Origin of the sequence: Noviherbaspirillum sp. ST9, assembly GCF_048799745.1 — a bacterium.
Lineage (GTDB): Bacteria > Pseudomonadota > Gammaproteobacteria > Burkholderiales > Burkholderiaceae_D > Noviherbaspirillum.
This window is the reverse complement of sequence record NZ_JBLWFR010000004.1, coordinates 112540-130131: the sequence shown is the minus strand read 5'-3', so window position 1 is coordinate 130131 and position 17592 is coordinate 112540. Positions and strand designations below refer to the sequence as shown.

General features: G+C 62.0%; 14 protein-coding genes. 9 read left to right on the top strand and 5 right to left on the bottom strand.

Going from position 1 to position 17592, the window contains the following annotated elements; translation table 11 throughout:
- Window position 1: 1 nt before the first annotated feature.
- From ACNOHI_RS09725 to ACNOHI_RS09715, 3 genes are read left to right on the top strand one after another with little or no spacing between them, the layout of a single operon-like run.
- The gene (locus ACNOHI_RS09725; RefSeq protein ID WP_420474469.1) at window positions 2–1927 is read left to right on the top strand and encodes a patatin-like phospholipase family protein; all 1926 of its coding nucleotides are present in this window, start codon (window positions 2–4) and stop codon (window positions 1925–1927) included.
- Window positions 1897–5733: a non-ribosomal peptide synthetase gene (locus ACNOHI_RS09720; protein ID WP_420474468.1), complete on the top strand. Its 3837-nt coding sequence runs from the start codon at window positions 1897–1899 to the stop codon at window positions 5731–5733. The genes ACNOHI_RS09725 and ACNOHI_RS09720 overlap by 31 nt, the downstream gene beginning before the upstream one ends.
- The gene (locus ACNOHI_RS09715; protein WP_420474467.1) at window positions 5730–6440 is read left to right on the top strand and encodes a TVP38/TMEM64 family protein; all 711 of its coding nucleotides are present in this window, start codon (window positions 5730–5732) and stop codon (window positions 6438–6440) included. The genes ACNOHI_RS09720 and ACNOHI_RS09715 overlap by 4 nt, the downstream gene beginning before the upstream one ends.
- 6 nt (window positions 6441–6446) lie before the next feature.
- On the opposite strand, the gene ACNOHI_RS09710 is transcribed toward ACNOHI_RS09715, so the two are convergent.
- The 4 genes from ACNOHI_RS09710 to ACNOHI_RS09695 are packed head-to-tail and all read right to left on the bottom strand — an operon-like array spanning window position 6447 to window position 9341.
- Window positions 6447–7523: a nucleotidyltransferase family protein gene (locus ACNOHI_RS09710; RefSeq protein WP_420474466.1), complete on the bottom strand. Its 1077-nt coding sequence runs from the start codon at window positions 7521–7523 to the stop codon at window positions 6447–6449.
- Window positions 7520–8395, bottom strand: coding sequence for an HprK-related kinase A (locus ACNOHI_RS09705; protein ID WP_420474465.1), 876 nt, complete (start codon window positions 8393–8395; stop codon window positions 7520–7522). The genes ACNOHI_RS09710 and ACNOHI_RS09705 overlap by 4 nt, the downstream gene beginning before the upstream one ends.
- 44 nt (window positions 8396–8439) lie before the next feature.
- Window positions 8440–8772, bottom strand: a complete 333-nt coding sequence (locus tag ACNOHI_RS09700; protein ID WP_420474464.1) for an HPr-rel-A system PqqD family peptide chaperone — start codon at window positions 8770–8772, stop codon at window positions 8440–8442.
- Window positions 8769–9341 carry a hypothetical protein gene (locus tag ACNOHI_RS09695; RefSeq protein WP_420474463.1) on the bottom strand — a complete coding sequence of 191 codons (573 nt, stop codon included), beginning with the start codon at window positions 9339–9341 and terminating at the stop codon, window positions 8769–8771. The genes ACNOHI_RS09700 and ACNOHI_RS09695 overlap by 4 nt, the downstream gene beginning before the upstream one ends.
- A gap of 298 nt (window positions 9342–9639) precedes the next feature.
- Here ACNOHI_RS09695 and ACNOHI_RS09690 point away from each other — a divergent pair, with 298 nt between their 5' ends.
- Entirely contained in the window at window positions 9640–10422 is a 783-nt protein-coding gene (locus ACNOHI_RS09690; protein ID WP_420474462.1) for a S1 family peptidase, read from the top strand.
- 3 nt (window positions 10423–10425) lie between these two features.
- Here ACNOHI_RS09690 and ACNOHI_RS09685 read toward each other — a convergent pair whose 3' ends face one another.
- Window positions 10426–11049, bottom strand: a complete 624-nt coding sequence (locus ACNOHI_RS09685) for an XrtA/PEP-CTERM system exopolysaccharide export protein (protein ID WP_420474889.1) — start codon at window positions 11047–11049, stop codon at window positions 10426–10428.
- 323 nt (window positions 11050–11372) lie between these two features.
- Between ACNOHI_RS09685 and ACNOHI_RS09680 the strand changes: the two genes are divergently transcribed.
- The 5 genes from ACNOHI_RS09680 to wecB all read left to right on the top strand — a co-directional run bounded on the left by ACNOHI_RS09680 (window position 11373) and on the right by wecB (window position 17590).
- Window positions 11373–12908, top strand: a complete 1536-nt coding sequence (locus tag ACNOHI_RS09680; RefSeq protein WP_420474461.1) for an XrtA system polysaccharide chain length determinant — start codon at window positions 11373–11375, stop codon at window positions 12906–12908.
- A gap of 106 nt (window positions 12909–13014) precedes the next feature.
- Window positions 13015–13881 (top strand): XrtA-associated tyrosine autokinase, encoded by an 867-nt coding sequence (locus ACNOHI_RS09675; protein ID WP_420474460.1) that lies wholly within the window; start codon window positions 13015–13017, stop codon window positions 13879–13881.
- Window positions 13862–15418, top strand: a complete 1557-nt coding sequence (locus ACNOHI_RS09670) for a TIGR03016 family PEP-CTERM system-associated outer membrane protein (RefSeq protein ID WP_420474459.1) — start codon at window positions 13862–13864, stop codon at window positions 15416–15418. The genes ACNOHI_RS09675 and ACNOHI_RS09670 overlap by 20 nt, the downstream gene beginning before the upstream one ends.
- A 16-nt stretch (window positions 15419–15434) precedes the next feature.
- Entirely contained in the window at window positions 15435–16445 is a 1011-nt protein-coding gene (locus ACNOHI_RS09665; RefSeq protein WP_420474458.1) for an XrtA/PEP-CTERM system-associated ATPase, read from the top strand.
- Entirely contained in the window at window positions 16442–17590 is a 1149-nt protein-coding gene (wecB, locus tag ACNOHI_RS09660) for a non-hydrolyzing UDP-N-acetylglucosamine 2-epimerase (protein WP_420474457.1), read from the top strand. Before ACNOHI_RS09665 ends, wecB begins: the two co-directional genes overlap by 4 nt.
- Window positions 17591–17592: the final 2 nt, after the last annotated feature.

Genomic DNA, 17592 nt, shown 5'->3' with positions numbered 1-17592 from the left:
CATGCGTCCATTTGACCTCCTGATCGTGCCTGCCGAGATCTTCCCGCCCGAACACGGGCCAGCCGATACCGCCACACTGCCTTCCGCAGCGAAGGCCGCCCCTGCGCGCGAAGCCAGTACCGGCAGAGACATCGACATCGAAGAGATCCTGCGCGCCAGTCCCGTCTTCGGCATGCTCGATGCGGCCGTGCTGGACGATCTCGTGCAGTTTCTCGAGATCCAGCACGTGCACGGCGGGAGCATGGTGATCCGCGAAGGCGACCCCTCCGAGTTCATGATCATCGTGCTCAGCGGCCGGTTGCGCGTCTCGCGCCGCGGGCCATCCGGCGACCTGCTCCTGTACAACGAAATTTGCCCCGGCGACAGCGTCGGCGAGACCGGCCTGATCCTGAAACAGAAACGTACCGCCGATGTCACCGCGGTGCGCGACACCACCATCGCCGTCCTCAGCCGCGCCAGTTTCGAAGCCCTGCTGCACCGCCAACCGATCGAGCTGAACCGCGTGTTTGCGCAAGCCATCTTCAACCACCTGCGGCACACGCCCCAGTCGGTGGAGCGCAAGGTCGCGCAGACGTTTGCCGTCATTCCCCTGCATCCCGAAGCCGGCGCCGGAGAAGTCGCCGCCGGCCTGGCCAAGGCGTTTTCCCGAACCGGCCGCGCGCGCCACCTGAGCTGCACCGCACTGCGTGAGGTCACCGGTACGAACGGCGGCAGCCGCGCGGCAGGCGAAATGCTGAATCAGCTCGAGAAGCAGGTCGATTACCTCATCTTTGAAGCCGAGTCCGTCAGTTCAGCACTGACCCAGCATGCATTCCGCCAGGCCGACCAGCTCATCTTCGTCGCCTCGCCCAAGGAGACGCCGGACGTGCGCGAAGTGGAGAAGCTGCTTGCCCGCGAGCCGGGTTTCTCGATGAAGCGCCAACACCTTGCGCTGCTCCACCCGGCATCGGCACTGACGCCGGCGGATACCGAGCCGTGGCTGCGCGGCCGCACGCTGGAGCGTGTCTATCCGCTGCGGCGCGGGCACGATGCCGACTTCAGGCACCTGGCGCGGTTCCTGACCGGCAACGCGGTCGGTGTGGTGCTCGGCGGTGGCGGCGCACGCGGTTTCGCGCATATCGGCGTGCTGCGCGCGCTGGAAGAGTCCGGAATCCCGATCGATCTCCTTGGCGGCAACAGCATGGGCGCGCTGATCGGCGCGCAATACGCCTGCAACGTGCCGCTCGATGACATCCTCGAACGCACCAAGCAGTTCGCGCTCGGCGGCGAACATCCGACCCTGCCGCTCGTCTCGCTTCTGGCCGGTCGCCGCATCGAGCGCGACCTGCAGCGCATGTTCGAGGGCATGAAGATGACCGCGCTCTGGCGTCCCTATTTCGCCGCCGCCTGCAATCTCACGCGCGGCTGCACCACCGTGCAGGAAAACGGCCCGTTGTGGCGCGCGGTCCTTGCCAGCAACTCGCCGGCGGGCCTGCTGCCGCCCGTGGTGCACGACGGCCAGTTGCTGGTCGACGGCGCCATCCTCGACAACGTGCCGGTCGATGCGATGCGCATGCGCCTCGGCACCCCGCTCGAAAAGCGGCGCGGCAACGGCACCATCATTGCCATCGACGTGGACGTGCGCGACGACCTCGGCGTCGACCCTGCCCTGCCGCGCTTGTCCCCGCTGCATTCGATCAAACGCTATTTTTCGCGTTCCGCCCCGTCGGTTCCGGGCATCGGCGACATCCTTTACCGGGCCAGCCACATCGGCAGCCTGCACCAGCGCGACCGCACCATGGCGCTGGCAGATCATTATCTTGAACCGCCTGTGTCGGGGTTCGCCTTGATGGATTACCGCCGCGCCGAGGAAATCGCGGACACCGGTTATCGCTATGCCAGGGAACAGATCGAGAAATGGGATCGAGCGATCACTTCACCGCGTTAGCGAGCCTGACGCTCCCCCTGTCTTCCAGCCAGCGCGAAGTGTGGCTGGACCAGCGTGCGTGGCCCGGCAGCGCGCACCTTAACATCGGCGGCGGCGCCTTCCTGCGCGGCCGCCTCGACCTGCCGCTGTTCCGTGAAGCGCTGGCGCTGCTCGTCGCCGAGAACGATGCCTTGCGCCTGGCGCCGCTCCCCGACGGCACGCAGCGTCTGCTGGACGCCGTTCTTCCGCGCCTGGAAGTGATCGACATGGCGGGCGCGAGCGATCCGCGGGAAGCGATGCGCGCGTGGTGGCAGGAATGGATACGTGTGCCCTTCGCGCTGGATGGCACGCCGCCGTGGCGCTTTGCGCTGCTGCGTGCGAACGAGGAGTTCCACGGACTGACCATCCAGTTCCACCACCTGATCATGGATGGCTGGGGCACGACGCAGGTGATGCGGCGCTGGAGTGACATCTACAATGCGTTGCTGCGGCAGGAAGAGATCCCGCCCGCGGAGAGCCAGCCGTATGCGCAGTTCGTGCAGGAGTCCCTGGAGTACGAAGGATCGGCATCCTTCGAGAGCGATGCCGCTTTCTGGAACGCCCAGTTTCCCGAGCTGCCGCCGCCGCTGTTCGAACGTCCTTATGCCAATCCACTTTCGCGCCAGCTTCCTGCCGCGCAACTCGCCGTGCGCGCGATTTCCCGCGACGACTACAACCGGATCTGTATCTTCTCGGCGAGCCGGGGCGTCAGCCCGTTCTGCCTGTTCCTCGCCGCCCTCGCCGTCTATTTCACCCGTACGACGAATCGCGAAGAGATCGTGATCGGCATTCCCAGCCTGAACCGGCTCGGCCGCCGCTACAAAGCGACGCCGGGCATGTTCGTCGGTGTCAGCCCGCTGCGCCTGCGGGTGCGCCCCGGCATGACCGTGTCGGAACTACTGGCGGCCGCCAGCACCGCGGTGCGCAGCGCATTGCGGCATCCGCGCTATCCGCTGAGCATGCTGGGACGCTCGCTGGAACTGATCCGCCACAATCGCGACGGTCTGTTCGACGTCATCCTTTCTTTTGAACGGCAGGACTACGACCTGTCCTTCGGCGATGCGCAACTGATCGATTCGCGCCAGCTGTTTTCCGGCACGGCACGTTATCCGCTCGGCATGACGGTCTGCGAATTCCATCCCGAACAGGATGTGGAACTGGTCCTCGAAGGCAGCAGGGCCTGCTTCACGCAAGGCGAAATCCCGCTGCTGGCGCACCGCCTCGCTACCCTCATCGACCGCATGATGGACGATCCCTTGCTGACGCTCGGCGACCTCGACCTTCTTCCGGCAGAGGAAAAACGCGCCGTGCTCGACGGCGTGCATGAACAGGTCGCCTGCCATGACGAGACGCTGCCCTTCATCTGCCTGTTCGAACGTCAGGTCGCCCTCGATCCCCAGGCGATTGCCCTGGTCTGGCCCGGCGGCAGCATGGATTACGGCACACTCAACCGCCGCGCCAACCAGCTTGCCCATGAGCTTGAAGCGCTGGGCGCGGGGCGAGATTCCGTCGTCGCCTTCGCCATCGACCGCTCGGCGGCGATGATGATCGCGCTGCTAGCGATCGCCAAGACCGGCGCTGCCTTCCTGCCGCTCGATGTCCACAGCCCTGCCGCCCGCCTCGCGGGCATCCTGGAAGAAAGCGCCGCGCTGGCGTTGCTGGTCGCGCCGTCGAGCCCGGCGGAATTACGGCAACTGCATCCACATCTGTTAACGGTCGACGAGAAAGAGCATGACATCCACGTGATGGAGCGCCGCCTGCCGGCATGCCCCGCGCCCGGCGACCTCGCCTATGTGCTGTACACCTCGGGATCGACTGGCAAGCCAAAGGGCGTGATGATCGAGCATGCGACGTTGTCGCGCCGGCTCGCGTGGCTCACGCGCACCTACGCTGTGGAGCGTCATGACCGTTCCGCCCAGGCCACGCAGCTCACCTTCGATCCGGCGTTGATCGAGGCCCTGTTGCCGCTGGTGTGCGGCGCAAGCGTCGCTCTTCCGCCGCCAGGCCGCCTGCTGCCGGAATCGCTTGCAGCCTTCGCCGTCGAACACGGCGTTACCATCATGGCCTTCGTCCCGGCCACGCTGAGCCGCTTCCTCGACGGCGCCAGCAACCGCACGGGCTTGAAACTGCGCGTGGCCTGCTGCGGCGGTGAAGTGCTGCCGCCCGAGCTGGCCAACCGTTACCTGCGCATGACGGGCGCCCGTCTGTACAACGTCTATGGACCGACTGAAGCCGCCATCTTCGCGACCGCCTGGGAATGCAAGTTCCAGTCCGCGCAGACCGCGCTCCCGGTCGGACGGCCGATCGACAACACCCGTATTTACGTGCTGGATGCACAGTTGCGCACCGTGCCCTTCGGCGTGGCGGGTGAAATCTACATCGGCGGCGACGCCATCGCGCGCGGCTATCTCGGCGCGCCGGAAGCGACCCGCGAAGCCTTCCTGCCCGATCCTTACCGTCCCGGTCATCGCATGTACCGCACCGGCGATCGCGGATGGCTGGGTGACGACGGACACCTGCGTTTCGTGGGACGCGTCGACAGGCAGATCAAGCTGCGCGGCTACCGGATTGAGCTGGGCGAAATCGAATCGGCGCTGCTGGCGGTCAACGGCGTGCGTCAGGCGGCCGTCAACCTCGTCGAGCAGCACGGCAAGGCGATGATCCTGGGCTGGGTGTCGACGACCGGTGAAATTGACACCGACACCTTGCAACGCATGCTGCGCGCGCGCCTGCCCGACTACATGGTGCCGAGCCGCCTCTCCATCCTGCCCGACCTGCCTCTCGGCGCCACCGGAAAAATCGATTACGCGGCATTGCCGGTGGGCGACAGCCTCACGGCAGCATCGGTCGCGCGTCCGCCCCGCAACGCCATCGAGTCAACACTGCTCGCCATCTGGGAAGACGTCCTCAAGCAACGGGATCTGAACGTGCGGGACAATTTCTTCGAAGCCGGAGGCGACTCGCTTGCGGCGATCCAGATCGCGATGGACGTGGAGATGCAGCTCGGTGTCAATGTCTCGCTGCAGATGATTGCGGAGCATCCGACGATCGAAACGCTCGCGCAGGCCCTCGAACAGGAAGCCCACGCACCGCGGACCATGATTTCACTTGGACCGCGGCGCGGCGGCGTGCCGATCTACCTTGCCGCATCGGGCCACGGCGACCTGTTGCGTTTCCAGAACCTGGCCAATGCACTGGGCAATGCATACGAAGTCCACATGTTGCAACCACCCGATGACAGCGGCGAGCATTCCATCGACCGTCTCGCCGAATTGTATGCTGACCGGATCGAAGCGCGCGGCGAGGGTCCGCGCTATATTGCGGGCTTCTCGGTCGGAGGCATCGCGGCCCTGGAAACATCGCGCGTACTGCAACAGCGCGGCGTGGACGTGCACGGCCTGTTCCTGATCGATACGATTTATCCCGGCTTCGTGCTGCGCCGGACCATTCCCTGGCGCACGCTCGGCTGGCTGACGCGGCAGTTGCGCATGCATGACCTGAGCATGAATGGACGACGGCTCGGCGCGATGTTCAAGGATGCCGGGCTCGTCACGCAGGTCCGCGCATTGGGCGACTACCGCCCGACGGGCTTTGACGGCCCTGCCCATCTCATCATTTCCTCCGGACTCGCGAGCTGGGACCGCTGGCTGTTCCGGGCGTGGCGCTCCCTGATGGCGGGACGCCTGCTGGAGTTCCAGGTGCGCGGCCTGCACGGTTCGATATTCGAGCCCGACAATGTCGACGATCTCGCCGCCGCGATTGCCTCCCGGCTTGAGGGATTGGCGTGAACGACAACGATGCCGGCCTCGCAGGCCAGCACGATCTTGCCGCGCTGCACCGACGGCTGATGGCATTGGCGGCGCTGCTGGCGATGCTGATCTTCCTCGCCATCGCATGGAAGTGGACGCCGCTGCGTGAGTGGCTGGACATCGAGCGCGTCGTCGATGCCATGCAGGCCAGCGGACGCCGCTTCGGCCTGCTGGCCGCAATCGCCGCCTTCGCCGCCGCTTGCATCGCCGTCGTTCCGCTGACTTTCCTGACACTCGTGACGATCGTTGCTTTCGGGCCGGTGGACGGCTTGATGTGCACCCTGGCGGGTGCAAGCATCGGCGGCGCCGCGAGCTACTGGATGGGACGCATGCTGGGACGCGAAGTCGTCGAGCGCCTCGCGGGTGAACGGGTCAACATCCTCAGCCGCCGCCTCGCGGGACGCGGCCTGATCGCGGTAGCTGCCGTGCGCCTGGTGCCGGTCGCGCCATTCGCGGTGGTCAACCTCATCGCGGGCGCTTCGCATATCAACTTCCGGGACTTCATCATCGGGAACGCGCTGGGAATGACGCCAGGCGCGCTCGCCATGGTGCTGTTCCTCGACCAGATCATCCTGGCGCTGAAGACGCCGGGAACGGGCTCGATGGCACTGCTCGCGCTGACGTTGGCACTGATCGGTGCCGGCGGCTGGGGACTGCGCAGGTGGATGCGGCACACCGGCGAATGAGATGCCTTATTTGTTCCGCGGCGAGATGAACGCCTTGTGGAACAGGTGACGCGCAAGCAGGAGCGGCGGCATCCGCAACCAGTTCGCGCGTACATAAAGCATTTCCTTCGCCGTTCCCGTCAAGGCGTCGGTGCAGCTGGCATGGTTCGGCACCAGGGCGCGCGTGAACAACTGGTCCATCAGCGCCAGCATGGCCCTGTCCGGGTGTCCGGCTTCCGCCGCGTCCATCACGTCATCCGGTATGGGTGTGTCCAACAGCTGGCGCGTGTAGCGTAGCGCATAGAAGAGCGGCCGCGAAAGCTGCAGCTGGATGGCGCGCGGCACCAGACCGGGCCAGAACGACGGCGACTGGCTGAAATGCGTGATCAGCCGGTGCAGGTCGACCAAGTCGCGCAGGCCATTGTCGAACTCGCCGTCATTGAACAAGTGAACGGCGCTGTGCAGCAGCATGTCGTGCGGCGCGAGCACGGTCAGGCTCCGTGTTCCGTCCACCGGAAGCGCTGCCGCCAGCAACAGTGCGGAATCGGGATGCACCGGCGCGGTCTTCGGCACGATGGCGTGATGCACATCGATCACCGTCTCCCGCTTCACATGCTGCATCGGCGGCAGCTCATGCATCCAGGTGCGGTAGTAGCGCTGGTCATAGGCGTCGGTGTGGAGGCTCACCCAACCGTGCAGCATGAGTGACGCCTCGACCGCGCCGAGATGCGCTTCCGGCACCAGGATATCGATATCGTTGAAGATGCGGCCGCGCCCCGCCGGCAGTTGCGCGAAGACGTACGCGGCCCCCTTCAGCAGCATCACAGGGATGCCGAGTCCGTCGAGCGCCTTGACGATGTGGCCGACTTCCCAGCGTACCGCCTGCGTGTGCCGTTCCGCGCCTATTCGTGCCCATTCGAGATGTTCCCGCGGCTGGGGCGGCACGCTGTCGAGCAGGTCATTCTCGTCGAGCATCACCTGCAGGCTGGACAGGAGGTTGCAGCGCCGCGCCTGGCGAATCAGCAAGTCCCAGTCGGCAAGCTTCAGTGCCTTGATGGAATGTGGCTGTCGAAAGGCTTGCAGGACGAGCGGTTCGGCGATCATGCGGCACGCGCCTCCGATTCGAGCGATGCAAAAGCAGCGACCGCGTCATCGAGTCTGCTGTAGGCGAACTCGAAGCACAGCGATGTATCGATCACGCCCGCCAGCGTTTCAAATCCGCGCGCACCCAAGGCATTGAAATTGAATGCGTTCTCGGCGACGCGCAACAGTGCCCGCGAGCGCGGCAGCTCCACCATCTCCAACGACGCGTCCGGCCGGTACTGCGGAAAAATCACCCATCCGGGACGCGCCTTTTCGTTCACACGCCGCACGCTGTCGGCCGTCGGCTTCATGTGCGCGACCGAACCTTTCGTCGTATCCATGACGACCGGGCTGAAGACCGAACCCGGCACATAGGATTTGATGATGTCGATCGACGCATTCTTCAGGCTTACTGGCCGCGGCAGGGGCAGGATCTTTCCGTCGTCGATGCCGATCAGCGTCAGCTCATCCGACAGCAGGCGCCACCCGCGATTGACGAGCGCCGCGCACAAGGTGCTTTTTCCGGAGCCGGGCGGCGCCGGCAGCACCGCGGCCCGTCCGCCGCGCTCGATGACGGCGGCATGGATGATCAGGTAACGATAGACGTGGGCCGAGACACACCAGTTGAGTCCCCATTCAAACATGGGAAACGCCTGCTCCAGCGGCAGGGGTTTGAACGGCGTCTTGCCGTCAAAGCGGAACAACACTTGCGGCTTGTACCAGCGGCGAAGGTTGGCCGGCCGCTCCAGGCTGACATGGAAATCAGCGAAGTCCTCGTCCGCCAGCGGATAGTCCGCATACAGCATGCCGATGCCCTCGGCGACCTGACGGATCGCGCTGCGCACATGCGTGACGAAGGCCCCCGTGCGGAGGTAAACCCCGGGCCCTTCCATGCGGAGCCGTAACTCCGTCGGAGATAAGGAAGATAAATTCAAGGTCAGGCGCGCTCGACGAGGGCAAGCGCATGCATATCGGACACGGTCATCTCGATTTCGTGCAGCAAATCGTCGCTTGGCTCACATTGCCATTCGCTGGCAAAACGTTGCACCAAAGATAGCACATCGGAAGGCGCCTGTTGCAGGGCCTGGAGGAGATGTCCGGCACGGCTATCCAGAACATGGATATCGCCGGACAGCGCGTTGTACACGACGAACTCGCCATCCCAGAATCTGAGCTGGAGGGCATTGTCGTCAATGATGCGCCATTGCATGATGGATGAGGAAAAACGACTGCGAACATTCCTGCGGCCCGGCGGGCCGGGCAGGATCAATAGGCAAAGGTCTGCTGGATATAGTCGACGCACTGTTCCGCGGTCCACTTCACACCGGCAGTCGGCGTGAAATATCCAACGGTGCGAACTTCGGTCCACATCGCCTGCAGTCTGGCCGTATCAAGGAAGGGACTCCAGCCGGCCCGGAAATTCAGGTACGCCGCGACCAGGTGCATGCCGAAGTTGTATTTGTCGAAATCCTGCGGATCAAGGAGTGCGAGCATCGTCACCGTGAAATACGGCGATCCCGCGGGTACCGTAAACACGCTCTTGAACTTTGCGGTCGTCCGGTTGGGAATGGGCCAGTCGTGATTCTTCCAGTAACCGGGCGAGCGGCCGGCACACGCGCTGGGCGGTTTTTGGTTACTGAGGTTGCCGGACAAGAACCCGGAGGGACTCTTGCACACCGTGCCGAGAACCGGTTTGCTGGTCAGCGTCGCAATAATGCCGGTCGCCGCGATCCCCGACCGACCAAAACGCCGACGGCCAGGATTTTCCAGTCCCTGCTGCGAGGCACCGGAAACATTCTTTTCGTCAATATTGTCGTCTTGCCGACCGTTGGGGGTCATGTAAGGCTCCACAGCACGTTGGTTTCTCATGGCTCGAGGACAGCTCGGCCATTACCTTCCTTAGCAAAAGCCATTCCAAGCCCACATTCGCCCAAAATAAGGCATATGAATCAAGGTGTTGCTGACAACAATCAAGAAAATTCAGCACAGGGCAAAATAATTGAAGCCCATATGTAAAATTTTTCGACAGTACTCCGGACAACCGGGCCGATTACCGCGCGAAGAAGACTCGACAGAAATCAGCAGAAATTTCATTATAGTCTTCACAATCATGCTGCTGAACACTATTTGAGATTTCATGAGCATCCATCGCCTCGCTCCTGTCTGCCTGTCGCTCGTCATCGCGACATTTGTCGCACCCGCTGCTGCGACCGACCTTCCTGACACCATCGCCCGAGTCAAACCGTCGATCGTCGGCATTGCGACGTTAAAGAAAACGCGCACGCCTCCCATCCACTTCATCGGCACCGGCTTCGTCGTCGGGGACGGTCTCACCGTGATCACCAACGCCCATGTGGTGAAACAGGTCGGCGTCGAAGATACGAGCGAACTGCTCGGCGTGCTGACTGGCACCAACCAGGCTGCGGACATGCGCTCCGCCACCGTCGTCAGCACCGATCCGGACCGTGACCTCGCGCTGCTGCGTATCGCAGGGTCGCCACTCCCCGCAATGAAGATCGGCAATTCGGAGTTGGTAAGGGAAGGGCACTCCCTGATATTCACCGGCTTTCCGCTCGGGATGGTACTTGGATTCCACCATGTCACCCACCGCGCGCTCGTGGCATCGATCACCCCGGTAGCAGACCCGGCGCCTGCCTCGCAAACGCTGAATGCAAAGATGATCGCGCAACTGCGCAACACGCCCTATCTGGTATTCCAGCTCGATGCGACCGCCTACCCGGGAAGCAGCGGAAGCCCCCTCTACGATCCCGAGACGGGTCACGTTCTTGGTGTGATTAACAAGGTCGCCGTGAAAGGGACAAAGGAAGCCATCCTGACCCAGCCCAGCGGCATTACCTATGCCATTCCGGGCCGGTACGTCCAGGAGCTGATGGACAAGCGCCCACCGCCCCGTCCGTGAGAGTCAGAAGAAGCTTTCCGGAATAATGAGTACGTCGCCCGGCCGCACCGGCGTATTGGCGGAGATGTCGCCCTTCTTGATCAGATCGTCGAGGCGGACAGCGATCTTTTGCTGCTGACCGTCCACCGTACGGACGATGCTTGCGCGATTGCCCGCGGCAAATTCAGCCAGTCCTCCGACCGCAATCAGCACATCCATCACCGACATCCCCTGACGGTAAGGCAGGGCTTGCGGCTTTGCGGCCTGCCCGATGACGCGGACCTGTTCGGAATACGGACCGACGAAACCAGTCACGATGACGGTCACGACAGGCTGCTGCAAGAATTTGCCAAGAACTTGCTCGATGTCGCGCGCCAGCTGCGTCGTCGTCTTGCCGCTCGCCGGCAAGTCTTCGACAAGAGGCGTGCTGATTTTGCCGTCAGGGCGCACAGGTACGACTTGCGACACTTCGGGATTGCGCCAGACGTTGATGCTGATGGTGTCGCCGGGGCCGATCAGGTATTCATGCTTGATGTCGGCGCCGGTCGGTGCAGCGGCAACCCCGCCGTCCGTGGCACAGGCGGTCAGTGCAAATGCGGCGCATACCATGGCCAGACGTCCGGCCACCTTCATGCTTTCGGTAAACATCTTGTTCACGTTGCCCCCTTTTTTTGGTGTCGCCGCCCGCGGGCGGATTGATATTTCGTTTCGAAAACAGCCTGCCCGGACAGATGCCTGTGTCCTGCGTGGACAAATAGTTACGGCGTGCGTCCTGTTGCAAGACAAAACAATATCTATGAGCACTATCTTCAGCCATTTGCTTATTGTCAAGCATACGCCATGATTACCACAGGTTCCGAAACCTTGCTAAATTATAATGACTGCAATCAATAATAGGTATAATCACTTGACGGTTGGACACGTAGATTGGGTTCGTCAAGTCCGCATAAGTACGAGGGAGGCTTTACAGCATGGAGCAGCTGGTAACCCAATTAATTTCCGCCGCGAAAGGCATCTGGAAATACCGCTGGTATTCGATGGTGGTTTCCTGGGCCGTTGTCCTGATCGGCTTCTTCATCGTCTACACGCTCCCCAATAACTACCAGGCCTCTGCACGCGTATTCGTCGATACCCAATCGATCCTGAAGCCGTTGCTCTCCGGCATGACCACGATTCCCGACGTCGAGCAGCAAGTCTCGATCATGAGCAAGACACTGCTCAGCCGTCCAAACGTGGAACGTGTCATGCGGATGGTCGACCTGGATATCAATGCGAAGTCGAACCAGGACAAGGAAGCCTACGTTAACGAACTGATGTCGCAAATCAAGATCACCGGCACCGCCAGTCACGACATCTATTCCATCACCTATGCCAACGCCGAGCCGAAGCTTGCCAAAAGCGTTGTCGAATCGCTGCTCACGATCTTCATCGAGGGGAGTTTCGGCGACAAGAAGCAGGATTCGGCCAATGCTGTCCGCTTCATCGACGAACAGATCAAGCAATATGAAGAGAAGCTGGTCAGCGCCGAAAACGCGATCAAGGATTTCAAGCTGAAGAACAGTTCGCTGGTCGCACGGGGGGACGGCGACTTTGGTGGCAAGCTGGCGCAAGCGGAAGAAATGCTCAACCAGGCGCGGCTGGAACTCCTCGAAGCAGAGCAGGCGCGCAATTCCATCAAGAAAGAAATCGCGGGCGAAGAGCCCATCCTGGAAGGCGACAATACCCGGACGGCGACCGCGACGGTCAACCCGGAGCTCGATGCCCGCATCGAAGCGCTGAACAAGACCCTCGATAACTACCGCCTCCAGTTCACTGAACAGCATCCCGACATCATTGCGACGAAACGCCTGATCGCCCAGCTCGAAGAGCGCAAGATCCAGGAAGCCAAGGCACGCGCATCGAGCACGACGATCGGCAGGAATTACAGTCCGGTCCTCCAGCAGCTCAAGGTTGCCCTGTCCGATGCGGAAGCGCGCGTTGCCTCCATGCGTGCGCGCGCCGAAGAGTACAGTGCGCGGGTCGCGCGCCTGCGTTCCATGAGCACCGCGGTGCCGGAGATGGAAGCGCAGTTCGCGCAGCTCAACCGTGACTATCAGATCAACAAGGCCAATTACGAAAAACTGATCGCCAGCCGCGATGCGGCAAAGTTGTCCGGCGATCTCAGCGCGACCACCGAGATGATGACCTTCCGCATCATCGACCCGCCGACGGTACCGCTGAAGCCGACCGGCCCCAACCGTCCGCGCCTGTTCGGCATCGTGTTCGCCGGCGCCCTCATTGCCGGCCTTGCCGTCGGTTTCCTCCTGACCCAGATCCGCCCGACTTTTGTCAGTCTCGCCCACCTGCGTGAAGTCACCGGGCTGCCAGTCCTTGGCAGCGTATCCATGAACTGGACCGAGGCGGAAAAACGGCGCCACAAGAAGAGCCTGTACGCCCTGACGGCGTCGTTCGCCGGCATGCTGCTGTTGTCGGGGGGCGCATTCGGCCTGCTGCTTCTCAAGTCGTAGCGCAACCGGCCGCTCCGGAACAGCAGTTGGGAAACGAGAACGGATTGACTATATGTTGCAGTGGCCGCGCCGACGAGCGGGCTGATTAATTTCTCCAGGAGGCAGTGTGGGAATCATCGAAAAGGCGGCAGGGAAACTGGCTCAAGCGGGTTCCACGCGCACGACGCAGCCGCCAGCCGTCAAGGCTGAAGTCAAGCCGGCCGCAGAGGCCGAAGTGCCGCAAACCGCTCTCGTCGATTCCAAGGCACATTCCAAGAAGATCGAACTGAACCTCGCAAAACTGCAGGAGCGCGGCATGATCACGCCGGACGGTCCGCGTACCGGTGTAGCGGAAGAATTCCGGGCGATCAAGCGCAGCCTGATTACCAATGTCCTTGAACAGAAAGCCGACTCGTCGCGGCCGAACAACCTGATCATGGTGACGAGCGCGCTGCCTGGCGAAGGCAAGACGTTCTGCTCGATCAACCTCGCGATCAGCATTGCGATGGAGTTCGACCACACGGTGCTGCTCATCGACGCCGACGTCGCACGACCCTCGGTCCCGCGGCAGCTTGGCATCGATGTGGACGCCGGCCTGATGGATGTCCTGCTCGAACGTGATCTCGACGTCGCGGATGTCATGCTGAAGACCAATATCGAGCGGCTGAGCATCCTGCCTTCCGGCACCCGGCATCGCCATTCCACCGAACTGCTGGCCAGCAAGGCGATGAACCAGTTCCTGCACGAGATCGCGCATCGTTACAACGACCGTATCGTGATCTTCGATTCGCCGCCGCTGCTGTTGACCACCGAGTCGCGGGCGCTGGCGACCCGCATGGGACAGATCGTGATGGTCGTCGAGGGAGAAAAGACGACCCAGTACTCGCTCAAGAATGCGCTGCGCCAAATTGAAACGTGCCCGAACATCAATCTGATCTATAACAAGGCGAAAGCGTTCCGGGGCTTGGACAACTATGGCTATTACTACAATTAAGACCAGGTCGAGCAACCGATCCGGAAAGCCTTGCCTGCCCTTCGCATTCACAGTCGCAGCGGCGGCAATCCTGGTCGCTCCGGTTGCCGGCGCCGCCGACTGGAAAGTCGTGCCGACGCTGACCATGCGGGGGACCTACTCCGATAATATCCGCCTGGCGCCGCGCGGCCTGGAAGAAAGCGATTTCGTCACCGAGATCTCACCCGGCCTCAGCATCACCGGCAATGGGCCGAACCTGAAATTCAAGGCGGCCTACGCTTTTCAGCACCTGAACTACGCGAACGACAACAAGGGCGACAGCAGTTTCCACAAGCTGGACGCCGCCGCGCAAGTCCACCTGATCAAGGACCTGCTGTCGATTGACGGCTCCGCGGCGATCAACCAGCAAGACATCGACCTGTTCGGACCCAGCACGATCACCAGCGGGATTCACACTGTCAATCCAAACCGGACGACGGTAAGGACGGCGACAATCAGCCCCTATCTCCACCATCATTGGCGCGGCATCGCAGCAGGCGAATTGCGTTACACGAAGACCCAGGTCAGCACGACCTCGCAGACGCTGTCGGATAGCGATATCGACGCCGTGACGTTGAGCGTGACCAGTGATCCGTTATCCAGAACGCTCGCATGGGGACTGCGTCATGACGCACGCCGGACGGCACGCGCCAATACCAATTCCATCGACTCGAAGATCTCGACCGCGGATGCCCGCTACATGCTCACGCCGCAGTTCTATCTGACCGCCTCCGGCGGATACGAGGACTTCGACTACCTCGTGGCGCCGGGCGCGGAAGATCCCAAAGGCACGTTCTACTCCGGTGGATTCTCCTGGAACCCGACGACAAGGACCAACCTCGCCCTGAGCGTCGGCAAGCACTTCTACGGTACGACCTATACCCTGCAATCCAGCGTCCGCAGCCGCTATACCTTGTGGCGTGTGACCTACGATGAAAGCGTCACGAACACGCCTGAACAGATCGCACTGAATTCCACCGGAAGCACGGCCGACTTCCTGGACCAGCTGTTCCAGTCCAGCATTCCGGATCCGGCACTGCGCCAGCAGATGGTGGAACGTTTCATCGCGGCGAACGGCCTCCCCACTTCGCTCACTCGCACGATCAATTACCTGACCACCCAGTTCTACCTGCAGAAGGCGCTACGCGCATCTGTCGCCGTCACGGGCGCCAAGAATTCTGTTCTCTTCACGGTCTCGAACGTGATGCGGTCCCCCCAATCGGTGGACACCGTGTCGATCACCGCGGCGGACACGCGCCAGTTGGGCAGCTCGGTACTCTGGAACTGGCGCTTCTCCGGACGCACGAGCGCAAACTTCGGTGCCGACCATATCAGGAAGAAACTCCAGACGACCAACGCGCAGGAACGCATGACGACGTACCGCGTCGGTCTCGCACATCAGTTCCATTCAAAACTGACCGGGGTGGTCGAACTGAAGCATGCCGAGACAGCTTCGGATACGGGCCTCAGCAACTATCAGGAAAACGCGATTTCCGCATTTGTTTCGATGCAATTCTAGTGGAGCCCGTTGTCAGATGTACGAATCCTATTACGGCCTCGCGGCCAAGCCGTTCCAGCTGAAACCGGACCCGCGGTTCTTCTTCGGCAGCCGGAATCACAAACGCGCGATGGCCTATCTCCAGTACGGCCTGTCGCAGGGTGAAGGTTTCATCGTGATTACTGGTGAAGTCGGGGCCGGCAAGACGACGCTGGTGCGCAACATGTTCCAGGAACTCGATTCCGAGAAAATCGTTGCCGCGCAAATCGTCAACACCCACCTGTCCTCGGAAGACACGCTGAAAATGGTCGCGTCGGCCTTCGGCATCCCGCTCGAGGACGCGAGCAAGGGCGTGCTGCTGACCCGCATCGAGAAATTCCTACGCTCGATCGACGAGCAGGGCAAGCGCGCGCTGCTGGTGGTCGATGAGGCACAGAACCTCAATTCGCAGACCATCGAAGAATTGCGGATGCTGTCGAACTTCCAGACCAACGACAACTGCTTGCTGCAGACCTTCCTCCTCGGCCAGCCGGAATTCCGGAAGACACTGATGAGCCCCGACATGCTGCAGTTGCGGCAGCGTGTGATCGCAACTTACCACCTTGGTCCGATGGACGCGGACGAGACGCGCACCTACATCGAACACCGGCTGCATACCGCGGGCTGGGCCAACGATCCGCAATTGCAGGACGATGCCTTTGCTGCCATTCACGAGTACACCGGCGGCATCCCGCGCAAGATCAACACCCTGTGCGACCGCCTGTTCCTGATGGGCTATCTCGAAGAACTCCATGCGTTCGACAGGAGCCATGTCGAATCCGTCATCAAGGATATCCAGCAGGAATTCGATCAGTCCTCCATCGTCAGCATTCCCGAAGCGGCACCTGCGCCCATCCTGGCACCGGTCTTCGATCCGAACACGCAGAGCCTGGAATACATGAACGAGCGCCTTGCACGCATCGAGCGCGCCATCCAGTCGATGATCGACGCCCTGACCAAATTACTGTTTTCTTCAAAGATCAAAGTTCCGGAAGAGCCCAATCCATGACCACCAACACAGCCCAGCGGAGCATTCTCTGCGTCGTCGGCGCCCGTCCCAATTTCATGAAAATGGCGCCGATCATCACGGCGCTCAATGGATTGCGTTCCAAGCCTGCCGTTCGCCTGCTTCACACGGGCCAGCACTACGATGTGGCGATGAACCACCAGTATTTCGAGGCGCTCGGCATTCCTTCACCGGACATCAATCTTGAAGTCGGCTCGGGCAGCCAGGCCGTGCAAACCGCCGACATCATGCGCAAGTTCGAGCCGGTGCTGGACGAATACCGGCCTTCTGCCGTCCTCGTTGTGGGCGACGTCAACTCGACGATTGCCTGTGCGCTGGTCGCCACCAAGAAGGGTGTGCCGGTAATTCACGTCGAGGCCGGCCTGCGCAGTTTCGACCGCGCGATGCCGGAAGAGATCAACCGTGTCCTGACCGACCAGATTTCCGACCTTCTCTTTACAACGGAAGAAAGCGGAAAGGAAAATCTGCTCCGCGAAGGGATTGCCGGCGAACGCATCCACTTTGTCGGCAACGTGATGATCGACACGCTGCGCAACAATTTGTCGCGCGCGGTTCCGGTCTCGAAAATCGTGCAGGATGCCGGTCGCCCGGACTTCATGGAAGGTCACACGCATCATGCGCTGCTTACCCTGCATCGCCCTTCCAACGTCGACGATCCGGCCGTGCTCCGCCCGCTGCTCGAAACCGCCGTACGCGTGAGCGAGCGCCTGCCGCTCATCTTCCCGGTCCATCCTCGTACGCGCGCCGTGATCGAGAAATCCGGGCTGCGCGACCTGCTCGAGACGCCGCGCATCCTGATGCTGCCGCCGATGGGTTACCTCGAAATGCTCGGACTGATGCAAGGCGCGCGCGTCGTGCTGACCGACTCCGGCGGCGTGCAGGAAGAGACGACCGCGCTGGGCGTCCCCTGCATCACGCTGCGCAACAATACCGAGCGTCCGATCACGGTGCACGAAGGGACGAACACCATCGCCGGCACCGATCCCGAAACCATCCTGCAGGTGTTCGACGACATCATGCGTTCGGGCGGCAAGTCGGGACGGATTCCGGAGTACTGGGACGGCAAGGCAGCAGTCCGCATTGCCGACACCATCGAGAAATGGATGGCCAACGATTTTCAGTGCTGAAA